The organism is Aureimonas sp. AU40 (assembly GCF_001463785.1).
In the GTDB taxonomy this organism is placed as follows: domain Bacteria; phylum Pseudomonadota; class Alphaproteobacteria; order Rhizobiales; family Rhizobiaceae; genus Aureimonas.
The window spans coordinates 25,557-42,533 of the sequence record NZ_BBWL01000011.1; the positions used below are offsets into that span (position 1 = coordinate 25,557).

Sequence of the window (16,977 nt, forward strand, 5' to 3'; positions counted from 1 at the left end):
GGGGCGGGCCGTCTTGGGTGGACCGTCAGGCCGCTCGGCTCACCGGGCGGCTCGGCTGAGCCGTCGTCTCGCCGGGGCCAGGCAGGCGCGACAGGAAGGTGAAGGCGAGTACGGCCGACAAGGCCATGAAGCCGCCGACGATCGTCATGGGAACGCCGTAGCCGCCGGTCCAGTCCTTCACCGCGCCGGTGATGTAGGGAGCGGCAAAGCCCGCCATATTGCCCATCGTGTTGATAAGCGCGATGCCGGCCGCCGCGCCCGCGCCGGTGAGGAAGCGGGCCGGGAAGCTCCAGAAGTTCGGCAGCGCCGAGAAGATGGCGCAGGCCGTGAGCGTGATGACGGCGATCGTCGCGGTCGGGCTCTGCATGGAAAGCGCGAGCGGAATCGTCACCGCGCCGAGCACGGCGGGAATGCCGATGTGCCAGGGTCGCACGCCGCGGCGTGAGGCATCCCGGCTCCAGAGAATGAGCGCGACGGCCGCCGGGAGATAGGGGATCGCGGTGATCAGCCCGCGCTGCATCACGGTGAATTTGGTGCCGAACTGCGCTTCGAAGCCGCCGATGATGGTCGGCAGGAAGAAGCCGAGCGCATAAAGCCCGTAGATGAAGCCGAAATAGATGAGCGCGAGGGTCCAGACGCGGCCGTCCCGCAGCGCCTTGCCGGAGATGTGGCCGCCCGAGGACTTCGTCTTGTCCTCGCGGGCCAGCTCTTCGTTCAGCCAGGCGCGCTCGGCCGGGGTCAGCCATTTGGCGTCGTTCGGCGTGTCCGGCAGGTAGAAATAGGTGACGATGCCGATGATGATGGCCGGAATCGAGACGCCCGCGAACATGACGCGCCAGCCTTCGAGGCCGAAGAGCCCGTGCATGTCGATCAGGAGCGAGGCGAGCGGCGCGCCGATCACCGTGGTCAGCGGCTGCGCGACATAGAACACGGCCAGGACCTTGGCGCGGTGGCGCGCCGGAACCCAAAGGCTGAGGAACAGGATCGCGCCGGGAAAGAAGCCGGCCTCGGCGATGCCGAGCAGGAAGCGAAGCCAATAGAGCTGCGTGCCGGTCTGCACGAATGTGAAGAGCAGCGAGACGATGCCCCAGCTCACCATGATGCGCGCCAGCCAGCGCCGCGCGCCGAACTTGTGAAGCGCGAGGTTGCTGGGAATTTCCAAAAGGATGTAGCCCAAGAAGAAGATGCCGGCGGCGAAGCCGAACTGCGCGGCCGTGAGGCGGAGATCCTGGGTCATGCCGTTCGGCCCGGCGAAGCCGATGGCGGTCCGGTCCAGGAAGTTGATGAAGAACATCAGTCCGAGAAACGGCACCAGCCGCCAGACGATCTTGGAAATTGCCGATGTTTCGACATCGGATTGCACTGCTGCCATGTCTGCCTCCTCCTTCAGGGCAAACGCGGTCGTTCCGCCCGAGCATGTCGGGCAGCCGCGTTTCGTCGGGTCTTCGGTCTCGGTGCGGACGGGAGAGGGGTCAGACCCCGTCGCGAATCCGCACGAAATAGTCGTCGTTGCCGACCTGGCCGCCCTTCAGCGCGATCTCCAGCCCGTGGAAGGCGGGGTTCTCGCTATGGGCGGTGGACACGGGCGAGCCGGGTGTCTCGGCCAGCGGCATGCGCGGCGTGAGGGCATGGACGCCGAGCTGGCGCAGCGCGTGGCTCGACGTGTCGCCGCCGGCGATCACGGCGCGGGACAGGCCGGCCCCGCGCACGAGATCGGCCTGCAACCGCCCCAGGCCGCGCCCGATCGCATGGCGCGCGCCCTCGTTTCCGGCGATCTCGGCACCGAGATCGCTCTCCGGCCCAAGCGCGGTGTAGACGATGACGCTCTGGCCCGCCGCCAGATACCCGAGCGCCTCCGTGCGACCGGCTTCGATCCCCGCGCTGTCGCCGGCTACGAAAAGCCGGGGGTCGAGGGCGATGGCGGTGAACCCTTGCGTTTCGGCAAATCGGATCTGGCGCTCGGTGGTGGGGGAGCAGCTTCCCGAAACCACGGCGAGGCGCTCAACGGGCTCCAGCGGGTCGAAACCGCCGGCTTCCGTGATCGTCCCATCCTCGCGCCAGCTTTCCGCCAGCGCATACTCGACGCCGGACGAGCCGACCACAAAGCGCGAGCCCTTGGCCGCGAGGCGGCGAAGCTGCCGCCCGGCGGCGCGCTGCGTGGCGGGGTCGAGCACGTCGATCAGGAGGGCGCCCGGGCCCGCCTCCAGGGCCGCGTCCACCCGCCCGTCGGCCTCGCCGTCCGTGAGCGCGAGATGGTCGAGGAGCGCGATGGAGACGGCGGTCTGTTCGGCGAGATGCCGGCGGAGGTTCGCCTCTCGCATGGGGGTGACGGGATGGCGGCTCATGACCGGATGCCGGTCGATGCGGAAAACCTCGCCGCGATAGGCGGCGAAGAGCTCGCCGAAGGCGGTGTAGCGCTTGAGCTGCGGCGCGCCGACGAGGATCGGCACGGGCAGCCCGCCGAAGGCGGCATGGCCGATCTCCAGCGCGCGGCCGATGGAGCCGATCGCGGGCGAGGAATCGAAGGTCGAGCAGACCTTGTAATGGGCGATTTCCGCGCCTTCCGAAGCCATCCAGAGGAAGACCGGCGTCAGGTTCTCGTCCATCCAGCGCGGCGTTTCGCTGCGGCTCGTGCCCGCGACGCCGATCGCTCGGGCATGGGGAAAGCGGGCGCGCTGGGCTTCGGTCGGCACGTCGAGGAAGAGAACGGTCTCGACGCCGCGTAGCGCCAAGGCCTCCATCACATCGGTCGAGCCGGTGAGATCGTCGCCGTAGAAGGTGAGAAGAAGGGGGCTCGTCATGGCAGGCTCCATTCGGGTCGTCACGCGCCGGCGCCGGAGCTGAAGGTTTCCAGCGAGGCCTTCAGTTCGGGATGGGTTCGGGCGTGGGTTTCCAGCGGAATGCCGGCCGTGGCCGCATCCCAGGCCTGGCGGACGGCGCGCACGCCGGCTCCGGGGCCGCCGGGATGGCTGACGACGCCGCCGCCGCAGAGATACATGATGTCCGTGGTGCGCAGGGCCGCGAAGGTCGCCGGCGCCTGCCCGCCCCACTGGCCGGAACAGACCACGGGCAGCGGCTTGTCGGCCTCCGAGAAGATCGGCCGGCCCAGCGCCTGGAACGAGCGCACGAAGGATTCGTCCGGCTCCCAGTATTTGGCCGCGATGCCGTTGATCTGAAACTGGTCCACCCCGAGCAGGCGCCAGAACTTCTCGTAGACGGCGAAATCCATCCCCAGCGAGGGGTGCCGGGTGAGGATATCCCAGCCGTTGCGATGGGCGTGCAGCACCAGCCGGGAGCGCCTGCGCAAAAAGCTCATGGCGCCCATGCCGATCGAATTGATGTTGACGACGGCCGCGTTGCCGCCGGCCTCGGCGACGAGATCGTGGTTTCGCATCATTTCGTCGGGGTCGGTGGCCGAGATGCCGAAGGCATACATCACCTTCTTGCCGGTGCGCTGCTCGTGGTCGAGAATGACGGGCATGATCGCCTTCACCCGCTCCGCGAGCGGAGAGTAGGCGGGGCTCATCAGCTTCTCGTCGTCCTTGATGAAATCGACGCCGGCTTCCACCAGCTCCTTCACCATGGTGGCGCTCTCGCTGGGGCTGAGGCCCAGCGCGGGCTTCACGATCGTGCCGATGATCGGGCGACCCTCGACGCCCGTCAGCCGCTTGGAGCCGGGAATGCCGAATTGCGGGCCGGGATAGGCGTCGGCGAAGGGAGCGGGGAGTTGCAGCCCGGTGACGCGGATGCCGCTGAAGCCCTTGATCGAATAGGTGCCGCCGATCGCGATCGTCATCAGCGCGGCGAGATCGGTGCCGATCGCCTCGAGGGGAAAGGCGATGTCGGCCTCGCCGCAGTTGAACGTCTGGACGGATTTCAGGTCTTCATGCGTGCGGCCGAAGGCGGGCTCAGACACGGGATCGAGCGGGCGCACCGCCAGCACACGGGCGGCGACACGCGCCTTGAGTTCGGGCGTTTCGCCGGGCAAGGGAACAAACGTGCCGGTGGACTGGTCGCTGGCGATCTTGGTCGCCATCTTCTCGACGCTGCCCGGCGTTTCGATACGATAGGTGAGAACGATTCTATCGGACATGTCGGGTCTTCCCGCTGAGGGCTTGGCGGCGCACTCTCTCGCGCGCGAAACTTAGTCTCTGTTCACGACACGCCATGCTGGTATAATCATCATACCAGACGGTTTCGCTTCGCACGGAGCGATGACCGAGATGTGATCTCCGTCCGAAGGGTCTTCCATGGTGACGCCGTCCGAGCCGATCGTCCGCCGCAAGCTGTCGAGCCAGATTTTCGACCGCCTGAAGACCATGGTGACGGACGGGACGCTGAAGCCCGGCGACGTCATGCCCTCCGAGCGGGAGCTGATGGAGCGCTTCGGCGTGGGGCGGCCGGCGATCCGCGAGGCCATGCAGAGCCTCAGCAATATCGGCCTCATCGCCATCTCGCACGGCGAGCGGGCGCGCGTCCTGCCGCTGACGCCGCGCTCGGTCATCTCGCAGGTGGACATGGCGGCCGAGATCATGCTCTCGACCTCGCCCTCCGCGCTCGGCCACCTGAAGGAGGCGCGCATTTTCTTCGAGCGCGGCATCGTGCGCCAAGCCGCCGAGAAGGCGACGCCGGGGGATGTCGCAGCCCTGCGCGCGCTGCTCGACACGCAGGCCGAGGCGTTGGGCATGCCGGAAATCTTCATCGCCGCCGACATGCGCTTCCACACGCGCATCGCCGCGATCTGCGGCAATCCGATCTTCGAGGCGGTGTCGGCCTCCATGCTCGGCTGGTTGAAGGAATATCACACCGAAATGCTGATCTGGACCGGCAAGGAAAACCTCACGCTGGTGGAGCACGAGGAAATCCTGGACGCCATTTCGCGCAACGACTCGGAGCGCGCCGAGGCCGCCCTGATCCGCCATCTCGAACGATCCCGCGCGCTCTACGTGCATCAGGCGTCCTGACCCTCCAGCGAGGCGTCGAGCGCGACGAGCCGCGCCACGGCATAGGGCGCCAGATGGATGGCGTCGCCTGCGGGAAGGCTCGCGGGCATTTCGCCCGTGGCGCTTTCCGCAAAACTCGCTTCGTCCAGAATCGACAGGCTCCAGCGCCCGGCGAGACGCGCCGCCTGTGGATCGCCCGTCAGATTGGCGAGCCAGACGACCGCGCGACCGTCCTCGTCGCGATAAGCGAATCCGTCCACGCGCCCGCGCGCGGCGGAGGTGAGCGTGAGACGCGGAGCGCCCGCGGCCCGGCCCAAGCCGCTCGCGACATGGAAGGGCGGCGCAACCTTGCCGTCTTCCACAAGCAGCCCGCGCGGACCCGCGAAGGAGGCGCCGCACCAGGCTTCCAGCCCGCTGCCGGCCAGCCGCGCGGCGTAGCCGGCGAGCCAGGCGGCGCCGAACAGGGCGCGGCCACGCGGGTCGTTCGCGGCCATGGGCACGCGCTGGTTCTCCGGGTTCGGCATGGTGCGCGAGCCATAGGGGTTCTGCCGCATGCCGATCGTGGTCGGGCCGAGCCGGAAGGGCATGTCGCCGATGAAGGCCCGCGTCGATCGGGTGATGAAGGGGATCGCCTCCAGCGTTTCCATGACGCTGCGATCGTCCGCCGCGTGGACGATGGGGCAGGTGGCGTGGGTTACGAAGTCGAGCCTTTCGACCGGAACGCGCTTGCGGTTCAACTCGGTGAAATAGCTGAACATGCCGCCGCCGAGACGAAGGCCGGGAAAGGCCTGCCGCGCCGCCTCGTAGATCGCTTCCAGCGGCGGGCAGTCCGGCCATCGGCTGCCGGGCGGCGTGGATTGCCGATCGACGTCGGGACCGACGATCACGGTGTCGAGCCGAAGCCCGGCGGCGCGGATCGCCGCCGCGCCCAGCTCCAGCGCTTTCGCGAAATCGCCGCCGGTGGGCACCACGAATTCGAGCGCGCTCTCGGTGCCGGGCAGGGCCTCCGCCAGCGCGGCGAAGCGTTGGAGGCTTTCCGCCCCGTGGCCGGCGCCGGGATCGAAATGGAACAGGAGGAACTGCGGCGCCAGCGCGCGCAGCCGGCCGATCGCCGCCAAGGCTGCCTCGGCCTCGTCCGGCGCGATCGCCACGCCGAAGCCCAGCATCGTCTCGGCGGTGGCTTCGCCGCAGAGGATTTCGATTGGGCCTTCCGGGATGGACACCGGCACCGCATTCTCGCCTGAAACTGTCAGCATCACCGCCTGACGGTCGGGGGTGCCGCTCTCCATCCGGTAGGGCCAGGGCAGCGCGAGCGGGCGCACATAGGTCTTGTAGGAGGCGTCGGACCAGGCCCGCTGGTCCTCCATCTCGAACGTGTCGCCCTCCATTCGGCAGGTGGCCCGCAGACCGGGAGCGACCTCGTGCGTGATCGCGCGAATGTCCTTGAAGGGCTGCCAGGGCTCGATCAGGTCGGGAAAGCGGCTCCCTTCCACCGACCCGTCGACATGCGTGACCTCGGCCGGCGTGCCGGCGACGCCTTCGATCGGATGCAGCACGCAGAAGCCGCAGCGATTGGTCTCGAACGCGCCCTCCGGCACCGCCTCCGCCTCGAAGGAGAGATGGCCGGTCGCCTCGCCGGTGATCGCCGCGCGGATGCGCAGACGCGCGCCGTCAGGCGCCTCGCATTCAGCGGTGAAGCGGACGGTGAAGCGCTCTGCCGTTTCCTCGGTGGCGAGATCGGCGATCGGCGGATCGTAGGTGCCCCAGTCGCGGTCCCGCACGACATAGGCGATGGAGCGCAAAACTTCGTGCCCGGCGAAGCGAATGGCGCGAAGCTGGCCCGACACGAGTTCGACGGACAGCGGTCCGGCGCTGAGGCGGCACGAGGCGGCGGGCGGCTCGGCGGTGCCGTAGAGCTTGAGGCGGTCGCTCATAGGTCTCAGACCGTTGCCGGATCGATGGTCTGGCGGGACGCCGCGCCTTGGTAGGCCGCCTCCACCAGCGCCAGCGTCTTTAGATTGTCGCGGCCTGACGTGTCGGGCTCGCGCCCGGCTGCAAGCGCTTCCACCCAGTGTTTCTGGATTAGGAAGACGCTTTCCTGGATATTGTGCCAAGGGCGCTCGGCCCAGCTCAAAAGGGGCGGGGAGACATCCTCGTGGCGTGTGCCGTCCGCATCCGTCACGCTGAGGCGATAGCCGGCGTCGAGGCGGATCGTGCCCTCGGTTCCATCAATTTCCACCAGCGTCTGAGGAAAGCGTTCCTCCTCCAGCCGCGTCGCATAGGAGCAGTCCACGACGGAATGCATCCCGCTCTCGTGGTCGAGCAGCATGGTGGCGACATCCTCGCCGCGAATGCGCGGGTTGACGCGGGTGGTGCGCGTCGTGATGGCCGCGACGTCGCCGAACAGGAAGCGGGCGATGTCGAGCGCGTGGATGCCGAGATCCTCGATGATGAAGCGCTCGCCTTCGGCGAGATAAGGCTGGCCGGAATAGACGTCATAGGCCGAGCGGAACGAGACGCGGCCGAAGAAGGGCGCGCCGATCGTGCCGGCATCGAGAGCCGCGCGCACCGCGAGGATAGGCGACTGCCAGCGGAAATTCTCGTGCACCATCAACGGCACGCCCGCACGCTCGCAGGCCGCGACCATGGCGCGCGCATCATTCATCGTCGGCGCAAAGGGCTTCTGGCAGATCACGGGAATGGCGAGCGAGGCGGCGAGCTCCGCCAGCGCGCGGTGGCTCGGTGCGGTGGTGGCGATGTCCACGAAGTCGGGCTTCTCGGCGCGCAGCATCTCGGCCGCGTCGCGGTAGCGCGCCGCGATGCCGAACCGCTCGCCCATGGCCGCGAGGCGCGCCTCGTCCCGGTCGCAGATCGCGACCATCCGCACGCCGGGAAGGTCGGCCCAGGCGTTCATCTGATTGACGGCGAAGAAGCCGCAGCCGATCAGGGCGCCACGCAGTTCGCTCATTGACTAGATCTCCCAATTCTCAGCGGGGCCCGCCCGAGCCGGAACTCGGGCGGGGTGTCGTAGCGGTCAGGTGATGCGGCGGATCGAGGCGGCGAGCTCTTCGGGCTCGAAGACCTTTTTCCAGTCGTCGCGCATCAGCATCGGCTTGCCGAACTCGATCGCCTTGTTGCAGGCGTCGGAGAAGACGCCCGGCGTTTCCTCGAAGATCACGGCACCGAGGACGTTCATGTGGCCGAGCAGGAAGTCGCGCGCGGCCTCCTTCGGCACGCCGCGCCGAACCACCTCGTCCATCGCTTCGCGCATCGCCACCAGAAGGCTGGCGCAGACCGTCTCCGACAGGCCGGGCTCCAGAAGCGCCATCTGCTCGACGGTGACGCGATGCGAGCGCATGACCGGCGCCCAGATCACCTTGGCCACTTCCTCGCCCAGCGCGTAATGCTCCTCCGGCCCCTGCATCAGGGCTGAGGTGATGTGCTGCTTGGCCGCGATGCCGCCGAAGAAGTCGCGCTTGGCCGCCGGGTCGGTCTCGTCGTTGAAGATCGGCGGATGGCAGGGATGGGTCACGAAATAGGTCAGGTCGGCGCGCTCCGGCAGATGGCCCGCGAAGGGGGCGGCGGCGTCGAGCACCACGACCATCGTGCCGGGCTTCAGCTGCGCGTTAATACCGCTCGCCACCTTGCCGATCGCCGTATCGGGCACGGCGAGGATCACCACCTCGGCGCCCTCGAGCGCCTTCTCCTGCGGCACGCAGTCGAAGCCGAGGCCTGACTTCAGGCGCTCGCGGCCGGCTTCGCTCAGCTCGACATGCCGCACGTCGAAGCGCGAGCCCTTCAGATTGCTGGCGAGGCGGTAGCCCATCTTTCCGCCGGCTCCGAACAGAGCGATACTTGTCATGCCTTTTCCTTTCACTGCGAAGAGAGAACCTGCCGTCAGCGGCCGAGGGCCGCTTGACGCCGAAGCGCGATGCGCTGCTGCAGGCGTTGCTGGAACTGGTCGACCACGACGGCCGCGATGGACGAAGGCGCCGCCGATCTTGCCACGCCCACCCGAAATGGTCGTGCCGCCGAGCACCGTCGCCGCGATGGCATCAAGCTTGAAGGTCTCGCCCTTGGCGGGGTGTGGCCGCGGCCGCGCCGGACTGAAGAACCTGCTTGAACATGGATCGTCCTCCCGAGACTCTCGACGGCGAGCGATCGGCCGTCTTCGGCTTCGCGATCCTCGACTCGAGCGCTGCCTCCCCGCAGCGGTGACGGGACAATGACAATCCTCGGTTTTCTCGTCAACTGGTATAATGAGTTTGCCAGTTGGGTGATTGGGGATCAAGCGTCCTGCGGCCAGTTGGCTTGGGTGAAGACGCCGCCATCCACCCAGAGCGTCTGCCCGGTGACGAAGCTGGCGGCCTCGCTGGCGAAGAACAGGACCGGGCCGGCGATATCCTCGGCCGTGCCGGCTCGGCGCAGCGGCGTGATGCGGCCCCAGCTGGCGGCATAATCTGGGGCTTCCTGAAGCGTGCGCTCGTTGAGGATGGCGCCGGGCGCCACGCAGTTGACACGGATGCCGTAGGGCCCAAGCTCGGCGGCCGAGACCTTGGTCAATTGCTCGATGCCGCCCTTGGAGGCCGTGTAGTCCACCAGCTTGGGGAAGGCGAGCTTGTTGCAGCCCGAGCCGATATTGACGAAGGCGCCGCCTTTCCCGGCTGCCACCATCCGCCGAGCGGCGGCCTGCGTGTTGAGGAACGTGCCTTTGAGATTGGTCGCGATCACCCGGTCCCAGTCCTCCTCCGCGAGATCGAGAAGCGAGCTCCAGGTCTGGATGCCGGCATTGTTGACGAGGACGTCGGGTGCCGAGCCGTGCCAGCGCTCCGCCGCGTCGAAGAAGGCGTTGACCTCGGCCGATCGCCCGGCGTCGCATTCGAGCCCCAGCGCCCGGCCGCCAGCCGCCTTGATCTCGCTGACGAGCGACGCCGACGCCGTTTCGTCCAGCTTGTAGCTGAAGGCGACGGCGTGCCCTGCCTTGGCGAAGGCGAGGGCGAGATGCCGCCCGATGCCCGTGTTGCCGCCCGTCACCACCGCCAGCTTGGTCATATCCGCTTCTCCGTCTGCTTCTGCGCGGCGCTCTACGCTGCGCCGGGCGAAGAGGAAAGACACCGACGGGTCTGTTCCTCGGCCGCCGTCCTGGCTCTGGATTGCCCTCGGTGACAACGGGTCGGGAAGGGACAAGCCTTGTGGAGATCAGCGGACGGTTGCGGGCGGCGCGCCTTGGCAGGTACTTAGCGCGGCCGAGCGGGGGCGCGGGCATGAGCGGCTATATCCTCGCCATCGACCAGGGTACGACCTCGTCGCGGGCCATCGTCTTCGACGCGGATTTCCGCGTGGTCGGCGTCAGGCAGGAGGAGTTCGAGCAGATCCTGCCGCGTTCCGGCTGGGTGGAGCACGATCCCGAAGCCATCTGGCGCAGCGTCGTCTCCACCGTGAAGACCGCGCTGGCCGACGCCTCGCTCTCGGCCGGCGATCTTTCCGCTCTCGGCATCACCAACCAGCGCGAGACGACAGTCCTGTGGAACCGCGACACGGGCGAGGCGAACCACAACGCCATCGTCTGGCAGGACCGGCGCACCGCCGAAACCTGCCGCCGCCTCGTGTCCGACGGCGCGGAGGAGATGATCCAGGCGCGAACCGGCCTCGTGATTGATCCCTATTTCGCCGGAACCAAGCTCGCGTGGCTGCTGGATCATGTGGACAGGGCGCGGGCGCTGGCCGAGCGCGGCAAGTTGGCGTTCGGAACCGTGAACAGTTTCCGTCTCTGGCGGCTGATTGGCGGCCGCGTCCACGCCACCGACACGACCAATGCCGCGCGCACCATGCTGTTCGACATCGACCGCAACGCCTGGGACGAGGAGCTTTGCCGGCTTCTGCGCGTGCCGCTGTCGCTTCTGCCTGAGGTGAGGGACTGCGCGGCCGATTTCGGTGCGACGAAGGCCCAGCTCTTCGGCGCGCCGATCACGATCTGCGGCATGGCGGGAGACCAGCACGCTGCGACGCTCGGCAATGCCCGTTTCCAGCCCGGCATGATGAAGTCGACCTACGGCACCGGCTGCTTCGCCGTTCTCAACACGGGCCCTGAGCGCGCGCCCTGGCGCAATCGCCTACTGTCCACGGTCGCCTATCGGCTGAACGGCCGGACGACCTATGCGCTGGAAGGCTCGATCTTCATCGCCGGGGCGGCGGTGCAACGGCTGCGCGACGGGCTGCGCATAGTGGAGAGAGCAAGCGACACCGGCGCCATGGCGGCGCGTGCGAGCGAGGAGCAGGACTTGTTCGTCGTGCCGGCGTTCACAAGCCTTGGCGCGCCTTGGTGGAACGCGGAGGCGCGGGGCGTTATCTACGGCCTTACCCGTAAACACGGGGCCGGACGAGTTCGCCCGTGCGGCGCTGGAGGCGGTGTGCTTCCAGACCGCCGACCTGCTTCAGGTCATGCAAGCGGACTGGCCGGGGGCAAGCGAGACGAAACTGCGCGTCGATGGCGGCATGGTGGTGAGCGACTGGACCATGCAGCGCCTCGCTGACATTCTGGACGCGCCGGTGGACCGGCCCGTGGTGCTGGAGACCACGGCGCTGGGCGCCGCTTGGCTCGCCGGCCAGCATTGCGGCGCCTGGCCGGACCAGGCGCGTTTTGCGGAACGCTGGCGCCTCGACCGGACCTTCGAGCTCGGCATGGATGCCGCCCTGCGCGGGCGAAAGCCCGCCGGCTGGGTCAGGCCGTGCGCCGGACCCTCAGCGACCTGCCGGCACTCGCGACATAGGCATAGGACGTGTCAGGCGAGGCGGTAGCCATGCCGCTTCGACGAAGCACGCCGGGCCACAGGGGAACCACACGGCCGGCGGCCGATTTGCCTGGAAGGATTCCAGACAAGGGCGCGACGCATGGCTGAAAAGAGCAAGGGACCGGACTTCACCCAGGGGATCGCCTCGTCCGATCTCGCCCCCGGCGCGACGCTGCGCGGCACGGTGGGCGAGGTGGCGGTGATCCTGGTGCGCAGCGAAGCGGGCCTGCGCGCCTTTTCGGCCAAATGCACCCATCTCGGCGCCATGCTCGACACGGGGCTCCTGGCCGGCGGCGAAATCCGTTGCCCCTGGCACCATGCCCGTTTTTCCGCCGACACGGGCGAGGCGGTGGCCGCGCCCGCTCTCGCCCCGCTCTCCTGCTACCTCGTGGAGGAGCGAGAGGGGCGCATTACCGTAGGGCCGCAAACCGACGCGGCGCGGCCTAGGCCGGTGCCCAGCGCGCCCGACCGCATCCTTATTTTGGGCACCGGCGCGGCCGGCTTCGCCTGCGCCCACGAACTCGCCAAGCGCGGCGCCGGGCGTCATGTCACGTTGATCGGCGAAGAAGACGACGCGCCCTACGATCGGACCTTCTGCTCCAAGCAGTATCTTGCTGGCAAGAAGGAGCGCACCGGCGTCGCCTTCAAGGAAATGGCCTTCCTGACCGAAAGCGGCGTCACCTTGCGCAGCGGCGCGCGCGTGGAAGTGATCGATCCCTTGGACCGGACGATCCGGTTGAACGGGCGCGAGGCGCTGGCCTTCGACGCCTTGGTGATCGCGACCGGCGCGGCGCCGCAGCGGCCGGACACGCCGGGCTTCGATCGAGCGAATGTCCATGTCCTGCGCAGTCTGGCGGATGCCGACGCGATCATCGCAGAGGCCCGCGAGGGCAAGCGGGCACTGGTGGTCGGCGCCAGCTTCATCGGGCTGGAGGCGGCGGCTTCGCTGCGGGGGCGCGGCGTCGAGGTGGACGTGGTCGCGCCCGGCGAGATTCCGATGCGCAAGGTGCTGGGCAAAGAGGTCGGCCGGATGGTTCGCGGCCTGCATGAGGAAAACGGCGTGCGCTTTCACCAGGGCAAGGTCCGCTCCTTCGATGGATCGGCGGCCGTGCTGGAGGATGGGACGAGACTCCCTGCCGACTTCCTCGTTCTCGGCCTCGGTGTCTCGCCCCGGGTGGATCTCGCGAGCGAGGCCGGGCTCGAACTCGCGACGCGCGAGCAGGGCGGCGGCATTCTCGTTGATGCCCGGTTGGAAACTTCCTATCCCGGCATCTTCGCGGCCGGCGATGTCGCGAACCTTCGTCGCCCGACGGGCGAGGGACGCCAGCGGATCGAACACTGGGTCCATGCCGAGCGGCAGGGCCAGCATGTCGCCCGCGTCCTCTTGGGAGAGGGTGAACGTTTCGAGGACGTGCCGTTCTTCTGGAGCGCCCATTACGGCACGAGCCTTCGCTATGTCGGCCATGCCGATGGAATCGCTCATGCCGAGATGGACGGTTCGGCAGAGCAGCGTGATTTCGCGCTTCGAATCCGCGACGAGACGGGTGGGGAGGCGCTGGTCACCTGCAAGCGCGACAAGGCGGCGCTGGAGACCGAAGCGGAGTGGGAGCGATAGGGCGAAGGGCATGCGCTATCCCGTGACGCCGGACGGGCGCTATTTCGTGGTGCGCGGACGGCTCTGGCGCATGTCGAACCCCAGCCTTTCGGAGGCCGAGCGGGAAGACGGGGTGAAGCGCCTCATGGCGGCCCGGCGCGCGGTGGGAGCCGCCAAGCGCACGGGGGACGACGCGGCCCTGCGCGCGGCGCGCGGCGCCGTGGATGAAGCCAAGCGCGATCTCGGCGAACGCGGCCTCGTCTGGTGGACGGACGGGGCTGCGGATTTCAACCAGCGGATGGTGCGCTCGACACCCTATGCCGATTGGTTCGCGGCACTTGCCGATGCGCAGCGCGAGGCCGGCGACAGGCTGCCCGCCAGCTCATGACGGCGCTCTCGCTCGCTCGCCGCGCGATCAGCATGGACATTTCCCCGAATTACTCCGACAAAACATCTCTTGGGATGGGGTAAAACAGAATCGCGCTTCGCCCGAGCCCCTAGAGCAATGCGCCGGATTGTGCTGCACTTGCCTTCGGAGGCATTGCGTCGGGGAAGGGCGTGGTGGGAACAGGGGAGACGCGACGCTGGTCATCGACATCGTACCCGTGAGGCGCACGCCCGCACGGCAATCCCTGCGTCTGCACGGCTCGATCGCGCAGGAGATCGGCACGGCCATCCTGACTGGGCGCTACGAGCCGAACGAACTCCTGCCGAACGAGGTGACCTTCTCCGAGCAGTTGCAGGTGTCGCGCACCGCCTACCGGGAAGCCGTTCGCATTCTCGCCGCCAAAGGCTTGGTACACAGCCGCCCCAAGGCGGGAACTCGCATCAGCCCGCGCAACACATGGCACTTCCTGGACCCCGATGTCCTGCGCTGGATCTTCGAGAGCGGCGCGCCGGACCCGACGTTCCTGCGCGAGCTCTTCGAGCTGCGTCAGATCGTTGAGCCCGCGGCGGCGGCGCTCGCCGCAGAGCGCCGCACGCCCGAGCAGATCGCGGAACTGCGCCGTGCGCTGGAGGGTATGGAACGGCACGGCTTGGCGGTGGAGGAGGGGCGCAACGCCGACCGGCTGTTCCACGAGTTGATTCTCGGAGCGACCGGTAACGAAGCCTTGGGCACGCTGGCCAGCGGCATCGCCTCGGCGGTTCGGTGGACCACGATGTTCAAGGCGCGCGACGGGCAGATGCCGCGCGATCCTCTGCCCGAGCATCTCGCCGTGTTTCTGGCCATCGAGAAGGGCGATCCCGAACTGGCCCGTAGCACCATGGCCGAGCTCGTCGGCCTCGCGCTCAACGATATCAGCGCCCTCGGCGACTGACGCCGCGAATCAGACATTCGAGCGCTGAAAGCCCGGCTAGGTTTTCCTGGCGCGCGATCGAACGGAACGTCGAGAGAACAGGCGTCCGGGCGCGCTCGAGCGGGGCTGGATTGCGTGAGCTTCCTGCAACACCCCACATTCAAATCCCGGTCGACCCGCCGCCCGACCACGGCCGGAGGTTGAGCATGTCAGCGCTTTGCGTTTCGATAGTAAGGCATGAAATCCAATCGGGCGGATGGGGACGCTTCAGGCGATCCGCCGGATGGAGACCAAAGGAATGCCGGGGGCTTTCGAATGACGATCCGTAGTCTTGTTTTCGCGGCCGGCGTGAGTCTGCCGGCTTTGTCCGCCGCGCATGCGGCCGATGCCGTGGTCGTGCCGCAGGCCGAGCCCGCCGATTACGTTCGGGTCTGCGACGTCTATGGGGCCGGCTTCCATTACATTCCCGGAACGGAAACCTGCTTCAATCTCGGCGGCTATCTCCGCTTCGACACGATCGTTGCCGGCTCTCCCGCGACGAATCTCGAAGGCGACGACTACCAGGTCAACACGGCCCTGCGCACGCGCCTGAACTTCGACATTCGCGAAGAAACCGAACTCGGCACTCTGCGCGCCTTCGTGCGGCTTCAAAACACCAATCGCTCAGGCTCGGCCAACGACGTCGCCATGGACCAGGGCTTCGTCCAGCTTGGCGGCTTGCTCGCGGGTTACCGCGATTCGATGTGGTCCTCCGACATCGGCGGCATCGAAGACGGTCTTTTGACCGACACCGATCTCGTGGTCGGCGATTTCAACACCAACCAGATCTCCTACACCTACGCGATGGGCAACTTCTCGGCCACCGTCGGCCTGGAAGACGACGCGACGGGCGACGCGGTGCCGGACATCCATGCCAAGCTGGTCTATTCCGGCAGCTGGGGCGGGGCCTTCCTGTCGGCGGTCTATGACGAGACCTTCAACGAGGAAGACGCGATTTCCGCGATCGGCGCCGAACCCTTCGACTATCAGGGATCGCAGTTTTACCCGATCTTCCTTCCCCGCCTGCCGACGCGTCTGCAGGACGGCAACAACGACGCTTTCGCCCTGAAGGGCGGCGTGCTCCTGAAGAACCTGATCGCGCCGGACTCCTCGCTCAAGATCGAGGGTCACTACGCCTTCGACCCGACCGTCTATGCCTCGATCGCCGGTCTCGCCACGACGCGCACCTTCTCGGAAAACAACCCGACCGTCCTGAACCCAGAGCCGGGTTCCGTTCCGATCTTCTTGGAATATGCCGTGGGCGCCGGCTACGCGCAGAAGTTCGGCAATCTGGGTCTGGCAGTCGCCGGCCAGTTCGGCCGCACCTTCGACACCGGCTTCTTCGGGCAGCTTCCCAATGGGCAGTTCGGCACGTTCGAGAGCCGGGGCGACTACTACGCGCTGGTCGGCAATCTCGGCTACCAGATCACCCCGAAATTCGCGACGCTGGCCGAAGTCTCCTACCGCAATGTCGACTTCGACCGCGTCGGTGACGTCGATCAGACCAGCGGCTTCCTTCGCTTCCAGCGCGATTTCTGATCGCTCCGACGATCCGTTTCCGAACGAAAACGGGCGCCTCCTTTCGGGGCGCCCGTTCTTGTGTTGGGGATCGGCTCAGGCTTGACGCTTCAGACCAAGCGAGGTGATGCGACGGGCCGAGGCCTCGCCGGGCAGGCGCACCAGCGTCGAGCGCTGGAAGCCATCCGCCTCGAAGGCCGCCTCCGCGCGATCGACACGCGCCGGCTTCGAAGCTGATGTCTGCGTGGCACGCGGGGCGGACGCGTCGTCCGACAGCTTGAAGCGCCCGGCCTCGTCCGCCAACCGGCCGGCTTCCGCCGAAAGCTGGTCGGCGGTGGCCGCCATCTCGTTGGCCGCCCCGGCGTTCGACTGCGTCACCTGATCGAGCTGCCCGATCGCCTGGTTGATCTGCTCGATGCCGATCGACTGCTCCCGGCACGCCGCCGAAATCTCCGACACCAGCTCCGCCGTCTTGCGAATGTCCGGCACCAGCCGCTCCAGCCGCGCCCCGGCATCCTCCGCCACGACAAGCGTGCGGGACGAGAGGTCGCCGATCTCGGCGGCTGCGGCCTGGCTGCGCTCAGCAAGCTTGCGCACCTCCGAGGCGACCACCGCAAAGCCCTTGCCGTGCTGGCCGGCGCGGGCGGCTTCGATCGCGGCGTTGAGGGCCAGGAGGTCGGTCTGGCGGGCGATCTCCTGCACCACGGCAATCTTCTCGGCGATGGCGCGCATCGCCTCGGTGGACTGCGCCACCGCCGCGCCCGTGGTGCCGGCATGCTCGGCGGCCTGGGCGG

13 protein-coding genes and 2 pseudogenes are annotated in these 16,977 nt (G+C 67.8%); 6 read left to right on the forward strand and 9 right to left on the reverse strand.

What is annotated here, in order from left to right:
- Positions 1 to 25: 25 nt before the first annotated feature.
- From AUL32_RS04680 to oiaX, 3 genes are all read right to left on the reverse strand, one after another.
- The gene (locus AUL32_RS04680; protein WP_062112164.1) at positions 26 to 1,372 is read right to left on the reverse strand and encodes an MFS transporter; all 1,347 of its coding nucleotides are present in this window, start codon (positions 1,370 to 1,372) and stop codon (positions 26 to 28) included.
- A gap of 100 nt (positions 1,373 to 1,472) precedes the next feature.
- A complete protein-coding gene (locus AUL32_RS04685) occupies positions 1,473 to 2,801 on the reverse strand; it encodes a four-carbon acid sugar kinase family protein (RefSeq protein WP_062112184.1) in 1,329 nt (442 codons plus the stop codon).
- 20 nt (positions 2,802 to 2,821) lie between these two features.
- Positions 2,822 to 4,093: a 3-oxo-isoapionate-4-phosphate decarboxylase OiaX gene (gene oiaX, locus AUL32_RS04690; RefSeq protein WP_062112166.1), complete on the reverse strand. Its 1,272-nt coding sequence runs from the start codon at positions 4,091 to 4,093 to the stop codon at positions 2,822 to 2,824.
- A gap of 157 nt (positions 4,094 to 4,250) precedes the next feature.
- Here oiaX and AUL32_RS04695 point away from each other — a divergent pair, with 157 nt between their 5' ends.
- Positions 4,251 to 4,964 (forward strand): transcriptional regulator NanR, encoded by a 714-nt coding sequence (locus tag AUL32_RS04695; RefSeq protein ID WP_062112168.1) that lies wholly within the window; start codon positions 4,251 to 4,253, stop codon positions 4,962 to 4,964.
- On the opposite strand, the gene apnL is transcribed toward AUL32_RS04695, so the two are convergent.
- From apnL to AUL32_RS04715, 5 genes and pseudogenes are all read right to left on the reverse strand, one after another.
- A complete protein-coding gene (apnL, locus tag AUL32_RS04700; protein WP_062112170.1) occupies positions 4,952 to 6,877 on the reverse strand; it encodes a D-apionate lactonase in 1,926 nt (641 codons plus the stop codon). The genes AUL32_RS04695 and apnL overlap by 13 nt on opposite strands.
- 5 nt (positions 6,878 to 6,882) lie before the next feature.
- Complete coding sequence (locus AUL32_RS04705; RefSeq protein ID WP_062112172.1) at positions 6,883 to 7,911, reverse strand: Gfo/Idh/MocA family protein; 1,029 nt, start codon at positions 7,909 to 7,911, stop codon at positions 6,883 to 6,885.
- A 66-nt stretch (positions 7,912 to 7,977) separates the two neighbouring features.
- Positions 7,978 to 8,805: a phosphogluconate dehydrogenase C-terminal domain-containing protein gene (locus AUL32_RS04710; RefSeq protein ID WP_062112174.1), complete on the reverse strand. Its 828-nt coding sequence runs from the start codon at positions 8,803 to 8,805 to the stop codon at positions 7,978 to 7,980.
- 35 nt (positions 8,806 to 8,840) lie between these two features.
- Positions 8,841 to 9,030, reverse strand: a pseudogene (locus tag AUL32_RS26225) (ABC transporter permease); the annotation flags it as partial.
- A gap of 200 nt (positions 9,031 to 9,230) precedes the next feature.
- Positions 9,231 to 9,995: an SDR family NAD(P)-dependent oxidoreductase gene (locus tag AUL32_RS04715; RefSeq protein WP_062112176.1), complete on the reverse strand. Its 765-nt coding sequence runs from the start codon at positions 9,993 to 9,995 to the stop codon at positions 9,231 to 9,233.
- Positions 9,996 to 10,207: 212 nt separating this feature from the next.
- Between AUL32_RS04715 and glpK the strand changes: the two are divergent.
- The 5 genes and pseudogenes from glpK to AUL32_RS04740 all read left to right on the forward strand — a co-directional run bounded on the left by glpK (position 10,208) and on the right by AUL32_RS04740 (position 16,204).
- Positions 10,208 to 11,713 (forward strand): annotated as a pseudogene (gene glpK, locus AUL32_RS04720) (glycerol kinase GlpK).
- Positions 11,714 to 11,834: 121 nt separating this feature from the next.
- Entirely contained in the window at positions 11,835 to 13,349 is a 1,515-nt protein-coding gene (locus AUL32_RS04725) for an FAD-dependent oxidoreductase (RefSeq protein WP_062112178.1), read from the forward strand.
- A 10-nt stretch (positions 13,350 to 13,359) separates the two neighbouring features.
- Positions 13,360 to 13,716 carry a hypothetical protein gene (locus AUL32_RS04730; protein ID WP_062112180.1) on the forward strand — a complete coding sequence of 119 codons (357 nt, stop codon included), beginning with the start codon at positions 13,360 to 13,362 and terminating at the stop codon, positions 13,714 to 13,716.
- Positions 13,717 to 13,933: 217 nt separating this feature from the next.
- Complete coding sequence (locus AUL32_RS04735) at positions 13,934 to 14,647, forward strand: FadR/GntR family transcriptional regulator (protein ID WP_244497648.1); 714 nt, start codon at positions 13,934 to 13,936, stop codon at positions 14,645 to 14,647.
- Between the two features lie 294 nt (positions 14,648 to 14,941).
- Positions 14,942 to 16,204: a porin gene (locus AUL32_RS04740; RefSeq protein ID WP_062112182.1), complete on the forward strand. Its 1,263-nt coding sequence runs from the start codon at positions 14,942 to 14,944 to the stop codon at positions 16,202 to 16,204.
- 75 nt (positions 16,205 to 16,279) lie between these two features.
- On the opposite strand, the gene AUL32_RS04745 is transcribed toward AUL32_RS04740, so the two are convergent.
- On the reverse strand, positions 16,280 to 16,977 hold a 698-nt coding region (locus AUL32_RS04745), incomplete at its 5' end, for a methyl-accepting chemotaxis protein (protein WP_244497650.1).

What these genes read in the sequence shown, in the direction of transcription:
- AUL32_RS04680 (WP_062112164.1), bottom strand. Translation starts at nt 1,372, where the DNA reads ATGGCAGCAGTGCAATCCGATGTCGAAACATCGGCAATTTCCAAGATC.
- AUL32_RS04685 (WP_062112184.1), bottom strand. Translation starts at nt 2,801, where the DNA reads ATGACGAGCCCCCTTCTTCTCACCTTCTACGGCGACGATCTCACCGGC.
- oiaX (WP_062112166.1), bottom strand. Translation starts at nt 4,093, where the DNA reads ATGTCCGATAGAATCGTTCTCACCTATCGTATCGAAACGCCGGGCAGC.
- AUL32_RS04695 (WP_062112168.1), top strand. Translation starts at nt 4,251, where the DNA reads ATGGTGACGCCGTCCGAGCCGATCGTCCGCCGCAAGCTGTCGAGCCAG.
- apnL (WP_062112170.1), bottom strand. Translation starts at nt 6,877, where the DNA reads ATGAGCGACCGCCTCAAGCTCTACGGCACCGCCGAGCCGCCCGCCGCC.
- AUL32_RS04705 (WP_062112172.1), bottom strand. Translation starts at nt 7,911, where the DNA reads ATGAGCGAACTGCGTGGCGCCCTGATCGGCTGCGGCTTCTTCGCCGTC.
- AUL32_RS04710 (WP_062112174.1), bottom strand. Translation starts at nt 8,805, where the DNA reads ATGACAAGTATCGCTCTGTTCGGAGCCGGCGGAAAGATGGGCTACCGC.
- AUL32_RS04715 (WP_062112176.1), bottom strand. Translation starts at nt 9,995, where the DNA reads ATGACCAAGCTGGCGGTGGTGACGGGCGGCAACACGGGCATCGGGCGG.
- AUL32_RS04725 (WP_062112178.1), top strand. Translation starts at nt 11,835, where the DNA reads ATGGCTGAAAAGAGCAAGGGACCGGACTTCACCCAGGGGATCGCCTCG.
- AUL32_RS04730 (WP_062112180.1), top strand. Translation starts at nt 13,360, where the DNA reads ATGCGCTATCCCGTGACGCCGGACGGGCGCTATTTCGTGGTGCGCGGA.
- AUL32_RS04740 (WP_062112182.1), top strand. Translation starts at nt 14,942, where the DNA reads ATGACGATCCGTAGTCTTGTTTTCGCGGCCGGCGTGAGTCTGCCGGCT.